The sequence below is a fragment of the Phormidium pseudopriestleyi FRX01 genome (assembly GCF_017313335.1).
Taxonomy (GTDB): Bacteria; Cyanobacteriota; Cyanobacteriia; order Cyanobacteriales; family Laspinemataceae; genus Laspinema; species Laspinema pseudopriestleyi.
Map to the genome: position 1 here is coordinate 1 of NZ_JAFLQW010000380.1, position 8,788 is coordinate 8,788.

General features: G+C 49.9%; 8 protein-coding genes. 4 read left to right on the plus strand and 4 right to left on the minus strand.

Annotation, left to right across the window (positions count from 1 at the left end):
- Positions 1 to 396: 396 nt before the first annotated feature.
- The 3 genes from J0895_RS14455 to J0895_RS14460 all read left to right on the plus strand — a co-directional run bounded on the left by J0895_RS14455 (position 397) and on the right by J0895_RS14460 (position 2,170).
- Entirely contained in the window at positions 397 to 1,644 is a 1,248-nt protein-coding gene (locus tag J0895_RS14455; protein WP_207088770.1) for a DegT/DnrJ/EryC1/StrS family aminotransferase, read from the plus strand.
- A 45-nt stretch (positions 1,645 to 1,689) separates the two neighbouring features.
- Positions 1,690 to 1,815 carry a hypothetical protein gene (locus J0895_RS26415; protein WP_277989844.1) on the plus strand — a complete coding sequence of 42 codons (126 nt, stop codon included), beginning with the start codon at positions 1,690 to 1,692 and terminating at the stop codon, positions 1,813 to 1,815.
- A gap of 67 nt (positions 1,816 to 1,882) precedes the next feature.
- Positions 1,883 to 2,170 carry a DUF2470 domain-containing protein gene (locus tag J0895_RS14460; RefSeq protein WP_207088771.1) on the plus strand — a complete coding sequence of 96 codons (288 nt, stop codon included), beginning with the start codon at positions 1,883 to 1,885 and terminating at the stop codon, positions 2,168 to 2,170.
- A gap of 239 nt (positions 2,171 to 2,409) precedes the next feature.
- Here J0895_RS14460 and mnmE read toward each other — a convergent pair whose 3' ends face one another.
- Positions 2,410 to 3,792, minus strand: coding sequence for a tRNA uridine-5-carboxymethylaminomethyl(34) synthesis GTPase MnmE (mnmE, locus tag J0895_RS14465; RefSeq protein WP_207088772.1), 1,383 nt, complete (start codon positions 3,790 to 3,792; stop codon positions 2,410 to 2,412).
- Between the two features lie 173 nt (positions 3,793 to 3,965).
- Between mnmE and J0895_RS14470 the strand changes: the two genes are divergently transcribed.
- Complete coding sequence (locus J0895_RS14470; protein ID WP_207088773.1) at positions 3,966 to 4,535, plus strand: DUF2062 domain-containing protein; 570 nt, start codon at positions 3,966 to 3,968, stop codon at positions 4,533 to 4,535.
- Here J0895_RS14470 and J0895_RS14475 read toward each other — a convergent pair.
- The 3 genes from J0895_RS14475 to J0895_RS14485 form a co-directional block, all read right to left on the minus strand.
- A complete protein-coding gene (locus J0895_RS14475) occupies positions 4,532 to 5,083 on the minus strand; it encodes a Uma2 family endonuclease (protein WP_207088774.1) in 552 nt (183 codons plus the stop codon). The two genes, J0895_RS14470 and J0895_RS14475, sit on opposite strands and share 4 nt — an antisense overlap.
- Before the next feature lie 66 nt (positions 5,084 to 5,149).
- Positions 5,150 to 6,751: a trypsin-like peptidase domain-containing protein gene (locus J0895_RS14480; RefSeq protein ID WP_207088775.1), complete on the minus strand. Its 1,602-nt coding sequence runs from the start codon at positions 6,749 to 6,751 to the stop codon at positions 5,150 to 5,152.
- Between the two features lie 11 nt (positions 6,752 to 6,762).
- Positions 6,763 to 8,616 carry an S-layer homology domain-containing protein gene (locus J0895_RS14485; RefSeq protein ID WP_207088776.1) on the minus strand — a complete coding sequence of 618 codons (1,854 nt, stop codon included), beginning with the start codon at positions 8,614 to 8,616 and terminating at the stop codon, positions 6,763 to 6,765.
- Positions 8,617 to 8,788 lie beyond the last annotated feature (172 nt).

The following is an 8,788-nucleotide window of genomic DNA, read 5'->3' on the forward strand; positions in this document are numbered from 1 at the left end:
CCCCTCCCCTTGGCATCCGGTCCCCTCCCCTTGGCATCCGGTCCCCTCCCCTTGGCATCCGGTCCCCTCCCCTTGGCAAGGGGAGGGTTAGGGTGGGGTCCTCTGTGACGTGCGATCGCACCTCACGCGCAATGGGTGGGTGGAGAGTCCTCGTGAGGTGGCGATCGCACCTCACGAAGAAGAGAGGTTAGACCTGCCTCCATACAGGCGCTGAAGCCGGAAAGAGTGCGTGAGGTGGCGATCGCACGTCACAAGAGGACCCCACCCTAACCCTCCCCTTGCCAAGGGGAGGGGACCGGAGGTGGCAACAACCGGCGGTGGTTTAAACCACCGATGGGTGTCACTTCGGGACCGATCGCGCTAAAGTAAGCAGTTAAAGTTCAAGAGATTGCTCAAATGTGGTCGCGCAAACGTTTTGATATCGATTATATTGATTTGATTTACGGATTGGGTGCAGCATTGACGGTGGGAAATTCACAGCGTCAGGGGTTGCAAAATGAGCTAGAGGACTGGTGGATTTCCGACTCGACTGGGGAGGCGATCGCCTGTTTATCGGTACGTTCCGGGTGGGATTTACTGCTACAGGCGTTGCAATTACCCCCAGGGAGTGAAGTGGCAATGAGTGCATTAACCATTCCCGATATGGTGACGATTGTCCGTCATCATGGTTTGGTTCCGGTTCCAATTGATTTGGACCCGATGACGATGGCACCGGATCCGGCCAGTTTAGACCGGGCGATCGGTCCCCAAACTCGGGTAATTATTATCGCCCATTTGTTCGGAGGTCGGGTCAATTTAGAGCCGATTTTAGCAGCGCGCGATCGCGTTGGGGCGATTTTGGTGGAAGACTGTGCTCAGGCGTTCACCCCGGGATTTCGCGGTCATCCAGATGCGGATGTGAGTTGTTTTAGTTTTGGTAATATCAAGTTTGCGACGGCCCTGGGTGGGGCATTATTGCGCGTGCGTGACCCCCAACTCGGGGATTGCCTCCGACAAATCCAATCGACTTACCCAGTCCAGGATTCCGGGCACTACACCCGCAGATTGCTGAAATATCTGGGTCTCAAAACCCTCTCCAGTCGCCCTGGATTTACGGCGTTAATTTGGGGATGTCGTCGGTTGGGAATTGACTACGATCGCCTGCTGAATCAGTCGGTGAAGGGGTTTCCCAAGGATGAACTGATCCCGCGTTTGCGTCATCAACCTTGGGAAACCTTGTTAGCGTTACTCCGTCGTCGCTTGCAGGGTTATACGGAGGAACGATTAGCGGCACAAACTCACCGGGGTCAGCGCCTGATTCAGTTGTTGCAGGACTATTGTCCCCAGATTCTGGTTCCCGGTGTCGCTACTTTGCCTCATGTTCACTGGGTTGTCCCGATTTTGGCCCAGGACCCGGAAATGGCGATCGCCACCCTTGCCAATGCAGGTTTTGACTCGACTCAAGGGAATAGTATGACAGTGGTCAACCCACCGGAAACTCACCTGGAATGGGAACCGCGAAATGCCCGTGAGATTTTCAAGCATTTGCTCTATCTCCCTTGCTATCCGGCAATGGATGATACAACATTGGTCTCGATGGCGCAGGCGTTACGGCCCATTTTTTCTCCCTCGGTGTCCGAGTTTTTGAGGATGGGTTCGCCGTAATCGGTACTCTATCCTGGACTGCTCAATTTTATCCCTCTTTTTGATATGGACCCCAAAAAAACGTCTGTTATCCGCTCTTTTTTCAGTGTATCCTTGTTTGTGTTTCTGGCGATCGCCGTGGGACTGTTAACGGCTAATTTTATTTTTGCTTTAATAGAAAAGCTGGGATAATTGTTTCTGAATCCAGGGATAATTTATCTCAGATTGACTTAAAATTACCGAATCAGGAGTTTAAACGATGGCGGATCTTATTTCGGCTCAAGTGAGCGATCGCATCTGCAAGCACATGAACGAAGATCATGCAGATTCTGTGCTGCTGTATGCTCAAATCTTTGGCGAGGTTCCCGATGCAACCTCAGCAACTCTGCTGGCGATCGACCCTTTGGGGATGAATCTCACGACTCAAGTTGGAGAGGAATCTCTGCCGGTTCGGGTCACTTTTGACCATGCCCTCGCCGATTCTGAAGATGCTCACCACACTTTAATTGCAATGGTGAAACAGGCAAGACAAGCCAAAACTGTATAACAGCAAAGGGGTGATTCACGAGTCACCCCTACAACATCCTCCGGTCCCCTCCACCCATAAACAATTTCCTGATTCAGGGGAGGGCTATGAGACTAGCCCTATCAAGGTGGTAAATTTAATGACGAAAAATCGTTGTTTCTTGTAGGGGTTTGGTCTCCAAATCCTCTAACCCAATGTAGTAAAGGAGTAGGAAGGTGGGCAGTGCCCACCCTACAATTGCTTAACAACCCTAAACCCTGTTATTTACCAATGCAAAAGCGGCTAAAAATGCGGTCTAAAACGGATTCGGTCACATCTTCTCCGGTGATTTCTCCTAATGCTTGAATTGCGCCTCGGAGGTCGATGGTCCAAAAATCTAGGGGTAACTGTTGGTCAATGGTGGTTTGGACTTGTTCTAGGGCGGTTTGAGCGCGGGTTAAGGCAGCGGCTTGGCGTTGATTAATGGCAAAATCCAGATTTTCTGCTTGCAAATTTCCCGCATGAACGGCATTTAAAATGGCGGTTTCTAATGCTTCGATACCTTGTTGATGGGCGGCAGATGTTTTAACTGTTTCGCGGATATTCTCTAAGGGAGGTAATGGTAGAATTTGTTCGACTAAATCAATTTTATTGAAGATGACGACAATGGGTTTATGTTTAACTTGTTGATAAATCTCGTAATCATCCGGAGTCCAACCGGCTTGGGCATCAAGGGTTAGTAACACTAAATCGGCAGATTGTGCGGCCAATCGCGATCGCTCAACCCCGATTTTTTCCACTGTATCCTCGGTGGCGCGAATGCCTGCGGTATCGAGCACCTGTACGGGAATTCCCTGGACAACTAACTGGGATTCCACAACATCTCGGGTGGTCCCGGGGAGGTTGGTGACAATGGCGCGATCGCTACGACTCCAGGCATTTAATAAACTCGATTTCCCCACATTAGGACGTCCGACAATGGCAACTTTTAATCCCATTCTTAACAGTTCCCCTTGACTGGCAGTTCCTAAAATTATCTCAACTTGTTTAATAATTCCCTGAATGGATTGGATAATTTCGGGTTCATTCAATGGCGGTAAATCTTCTTCAAAATCGATGCGGGCTTCAATTTCTGCCAAGATATCCAAACATTGGGTGCGTAATTGTCGAATTGGATGGGCTAATTTGCCTTGCAATCCAGCTAAAGCGGCTTGAGAAGCAGCAGGAGATTGTGCCCCGACTAAATCTGCGACACTTTCAGCTTGGGTTAAGTCTAATCGTCCATTTAAAAATGCCCGGAGGGTAAATTCTCCCGGTTGTGCTAATCTTACCCCGAGTTCTAAACACAGTTGTAAGACTTGTTGAACGGGAATGATGCCACCATGACAATGAAATTCGACCACATCCTCGCGGGTGAAGGACCGGGGGGATTTCATCAGCAACAAGAGGGCTTCATCGACGATTTGCTGGGTTTTGGGGTGACGAATTGTCCCGTAGAGGATCCTGTGAGTTTCCCAGGGTTGTGATCCTGGGGTATGAAAGAGGGTTTGGGCGATCGCCATCGCCTCGGATCCCGACAGGCGGACAATCCCGATACTCCCTTGCTGTGGGACGATTGCCGTGGCGATCGCCGCGATCGTCTCCCGTTGAGTCACCCGATCCATGATTTCACCCCTTATGACTACTGTTTTATTATCCCTTGCGATCGCCAATATCCTCCCTAGGACGAGGAAATTGAGGTAAAATATCGATCATAATCTCAAGTTAAAGACTCACTTCTAAGACTCTCAGGGGGCAATCACGTTGCACAACTCAGTCCATTATTTTAGGGAAAACAATGTTACATAAACACCCTTTGCAGATCAACTCCTGGAGGACTCAAATCAAGCGCTTTCGTTTAGCTTCTCTGTTCTCTAAACGCAAACGACCCCGGAGTCGATGGCATCGGTTCTGGCGTTACTATTACTGGCGTTTAGTCCGACAAAAGGGCAGTCCGGAATTCCTCGCTAGAGGTCTGGCAGCGGGGGTATTTGCGGGGTTGTTTCCTTTATTTGGACTGCAAACAATTCTGGGGGTTGCCTTAGCGATTCTGTTTCGCGGCAATAAATGGATGGCGGTTGCTGGAACTTGGATCAGCAATCCGTTAACTTATGGACCGATATTTTGGCTCAATTTTGAGGTGGGTCAATGGCTACTCAAATCTCATGAAGTGTTTGATATTGAACGCTTAAAGTCTACGAAAGCCTTACTCGAAGTCGGGGCTGACTTTTTAATTATTCTCTTGGTTGGCTGTCTGGTGATGGCGAGTCTGAGTGCATTTTTAAGCTACTTTTTTGGGATTAAACTGATTCGCCGTTGGCGCACTATTCACCGGGGTTGGCGTCGCCGACACCATTCTAGCCGCTAAAATTTATTCTCTGACCAAACATCCTCATAAAGGGTCGCCATATCGACTTGCAGATTAAGGCTAGATAACTGTACTTGTTCTTTGCCCTGATAACTATATAATTCCCATCGTCCCCTTTCATTGCGCCGAAAACACTCCACACTTGGGCGAGTTTGACTGATGACCAAATACTCTTTCAGGCTTTCAATTTCGCGATAATCTGCAAACTTATCCCCTCGGTCGAATGCTTCAGTAGAAGGGGATAACACTTCGACAATTAAGCAAGGATACTGAATAAATGAGTCAGTTAACTGGCGATCGCGAGGGTCACAAGTCACCGTTAAGTCAGGATAATAGAAAACATCGACGGTCTCAATTCTAACTTTGATATCTTTTACAAACGCATAACATTCCGTTCCTCGAACCTGTTTTCTGAGGATGGTTGCCAAATTCAAGGCAATCATGTTATGATAGGAGTTAGACCCTGACATCGCATAGACTTCCCCCCGAATGTATTCGCGACGAATCGGGCTGATTTCTTCTCCTGCAAAATACTCTTCTGGCGTCATATAAATTTTGAGAGAGTGACTAGAAACTGCTGGAAGTTTTTAACCTTAAATCAATCCGGATTTGAATTACGGAACTTGCCAAATTCGCAAGGTATCCCCACCTAAAATCAGGGTGCGATCGCCACTGAAGGCCAAGGATTTCGCAGATCCATCCAGGGTCCGCAGGAGTGTTCCATCGGCTATATTCCAAATTTTAGTCCCATCTTCACTGGTAGAGGCGATCGCCGTTCCATCGGGAGTAAAGGCCAAATCATACACATAGCATAAATCACAATGGGCCACAATTGTGCGCTGACGAATCCCCCGTTCCAGGTTCCAGAGTCGAATCTCTCGATAGGTTCCAGCGGCAATGGTGTTCCCATCGGGACTGATGGCAACGGATTCAACAATAAATCCTCGTTCTCCCGCAGGTAGAGTCTGCACTAAATTGCCATTCCGCAAGTCCCACAGTTTCACCGTATTATCCAGATGACCGCTGACTAATGTGCGACTGTCCGGACTAATGGCGATCGCATTCGCCTCCCCAGACTCAGGCAAGGTCAAAACCAAGCGTCCGGTGTTGAGATCCCACAGTTCAATCCCTTGATTACTGCCAGTAATTAACGTTTGACCATTGGCAGTAATCGCCACCGAGGTAATCGGATTGGAAAGATTAGGACGCGATCGCGTGATGGTATTGGCAATTTGTCCCGTTCGCAAATTCCAAATTATCGCCTGACCCTGTTGATCTCCACTCACTAAAATCTGTTTATTGGGACTAATCGCCAGAGAATTCACCTCACTGTTATGTCCCGACAAGGTATATAACAACTGACTCGACTGCCAATCCCATAACTGAATCCGATTGTATCCGCCATCAGTTCCTAGGAGACTGCCATCGGGACTCAAGGCGATCGCCCGGGGTTGGGTTCCCACTTGGATAATATTAGCAAGAATAAAACCCCGCCATCCCAAATTTAACCCCACCGTAGGCGCTAATCGCAAAAAATTACTCACAGCGATCGCCGAATTTACTGTGGGAGACTCAGGATTAAACCGACCCTGAATCCCAATTAACCGTCCCCAACGGTCCACCACCGGACCCCCACTCCCAGCAGATTGCAAAGCACTATTATACAGCAAATCGTACCCGTCCGAGAGATTAATTCCCGCAGTAGACACTAAATTGCCCGCCGCGAACAGAGTCGTTTGGGGTTGATTGGCAACAGTGAGATAAACTTGTGACTCCGAGGGTTCGGCCAACTGCGCCACCGGATAAATTTCAGAACTGGTAAACTGTAAAACAGCCAAATCCACCAGAGGCAAAAGTATCACCCCATCCGGACTAACCCGATAGCGTCGGCCATCGCCAGTGACCACCTCATATACACTTGATCCAGAAACCACCGTCTTCGTCGTCAGAACCGTATAAACATTCCCCTGACGATTGACGATCGCCCCCGAACCCGATGTCGGACCCGAAATAAACACCGTCATATCCTTCGCGATCGCCGTCACATCCCCAATCCCTAGAGGCGGATTAAACAGAGGAGAATCCGACGCCAACGCCTGCAAAGACTCCCCCGAACTCATCCCCAACAAAGGAACCGGCGTCAATCCCCCAACAACAATCCCCATTCCCGCCATCAATCCCGCCATCCGTGAAAATCTGTGTAATCTGTGGTTCATTCTCCCATCCCTCAAGGCATCCGCCAAATCTTAATATCCCAACCCCCACCCACCAAAGTTTGACCATCGGAAGTTAACGCGATCGCCCCTGCTGCCGTCGGGAAAAAGTGCAATAACGCCCCAGTCCTCACATCCCAAACCCGAATCGCATCAATGTCCCCTTCTTGAACCGTTCCCACCAGGGTTTCCCCATCATTGCTAAAGGCCACTTCAAAAAAGGTTGCATCAGGATTGCGGGCGATCGTGCGAACTAAATCCCCATTGGCGATATTCCACAGACGAATTGTTCCCTCTCCACCCGTTGCCAACACTTGACCATTGGGACTAAATGCGAGGGTTCTGACGGCATTAATATCCGCAGAAATAGTCCGAATTAACTCCCCGGTTTGGAGATTCCAGAGGCGAACCAGTCCATCCTCACTACTACTGGCGGCCATTCGACCATCGGAACTCATCGCCACATCTAACATGGCCGTTTGGCGATCGTCCAGGGTACGCAGGACCTCGCCGGTATTCAAGTCCCACAGTTTCACTGTGCGATCGCGACTGCTGCTGATGGCAGTATTCCCATTCGGGGCGATCGCCAATCCTGTAACTTCGCTGGTATGTCCTGTGAGGGTTTGAGTGAGAGTCCCGGTTCTGATATCCCAAATCTTAATTTCTCCATCGCCACCCCCACTAATGGCCCATTGTCCATTGGGGGCGATCGCCAAGGCCCCGACTCTCCCCCGATGTCCCGGTAACGTGCGAATCCGTTCCCCAGTTCTCAGGTCCCAGAGATTGATCGGGGCCAAATCCGCCCCGCGATGACCACTGGCCATAATAAATCCTTGACCATCAATGGCGATCGTAATAGCATCCATTGAGGCCGAAATAGACTCACATTGACGGGTTCCGGTGGTATCGGTGACGCATTGTTCCACCTGGGAATCCGGTGTGATTCCCGTGGGTTGGAAGTTCAAAACATTGGTCAAGACAGCAGTTTGCCACCGTTGATTCCCAGGGGCGATCGGCATTGGAGGGGTTGGTGTTTCTGTGGTTGGTGTTTCTGCGGTTGGTGTTTCTGCGGTTGGTGTTTCTGCGGTTGGTGTTTCTGCGGTTGGTGTTTCTGCGGTTGGTGTTTCTGCGATGGCGATCGCATCCGGTGACGCCACAAACTGTTGTGGGACTAAAGCAATGGCACCAATATCTTCATGAACTTGACAAATCATCGATGCCAACTCACCCCGGGAGATCGGTTCCGTGGGGTTTAAACTCCGAGGATCGGGATAATTCACCACCAATCGGTTTTGAATTCCTGCGGCGATCGCCCCTCGGGCATAGTCCGGAATCTCCTCCCAATCCGCCAGAGATGCCTCGATAGTCTCTAACCCATTCTCCGGCGATTTGTAGCGCAAACCAGTCGTTAACAAGGCGATCGCCTGCCAACGGGGAATCACCTGAGTGGGGTTAAAAGCGCGACCGGAATAAGCAGAGATAAACCCCGTCCGGTAAGCTTCCTGGATAATTTCCCGACCCCAATAATCCGTCGGAATATCAATAAATTCAATCGGGTCCCGAACAGGTTCAGCATTCGGGAACGCTTTGCGAACCACCGAGGCAAACTCCACTCGCGCGATCGGGTCCTCCGGGTCAAACGTCTCAGCAGAGAACACCGAGAGAATATCCCGTTCCTCAAGGGTTTCAATACAAGTCCGCGCCCAATAGTTGGTAATATCCGTATAGGTAGACTGAGCATCTGCCGATTCCATCATTCCCACCGGCAGCATCAACCCAAACACCACCGTTAACACCCGAATGGAGTCCCGGGGGCGTAACCGTAGGGTAACAGGTGTTTCCCCAAAGGCAACACCCAGTCCCTTCAAAATTTTTGGTCCCTGGAATTTCTGCCAACCCTTCATCACCTAAACTCCCATCGCCATAACAAATAGAATAGAGTGCACTGGACGAGTCTCATACATCTTCATCGCCAGGATTTTAGTGAATTGTAGAGGAAAAACAGTGGTGCCCCCAATCATCTCCCTAAAATCCTGGCTC

Bases quoted from the DNA above. Each gene is read 5' to 3' on its own strand.
- J0895_RS14480 (WP_207088775.1), bottom strand. From the start codon at position 6,751: ATGAACCACAGATTACACAGATTTTCACGGATGGCGGGATTGATGGCG.
- mnmE (WP_207088772.1), bottom strand. From the start codon at position 3,792: ATGGATCGGGTGACTCAACGGGAGACGATCGCGGCGATCGCCACGGCA.
- J0895_RS14475 (WP_207088774.1), bottom strand. From the start codon at position 5,083: ATGACGCCAGAAGAGTATTTTGCAGGAGAAGAAATCAGCCCGATTCGT.
- J0895_RS14470 (WP_207088773.1), top strand. From the start codon at position 3,966: ATGTTACATAAACACCCTTTGCAGATCAACTCCTGGAGGACTCAAATC.
- J0895_RS26415 (WP_277989844.1), top strand. From the start codon at position 1,690: ATGGACCCCAAAAAAACGTCTGTTATCCGCTCTTTTTTCAGTGTATCC.
- J0895_RS14455 (WP_207088770.1), top strand. From the start codon at position 397: ATGTGGTCGCGCAAACGTTTTGATATCGATTATATTGATTTGATTTAC.
- J0895_RS14460 (WP_207088771.1), top strand. From the start codon at position 1,883: ATGGCGGATCTTATTTCGGCTCAAGTGAGCGATCGCATCTGCAAGCAC.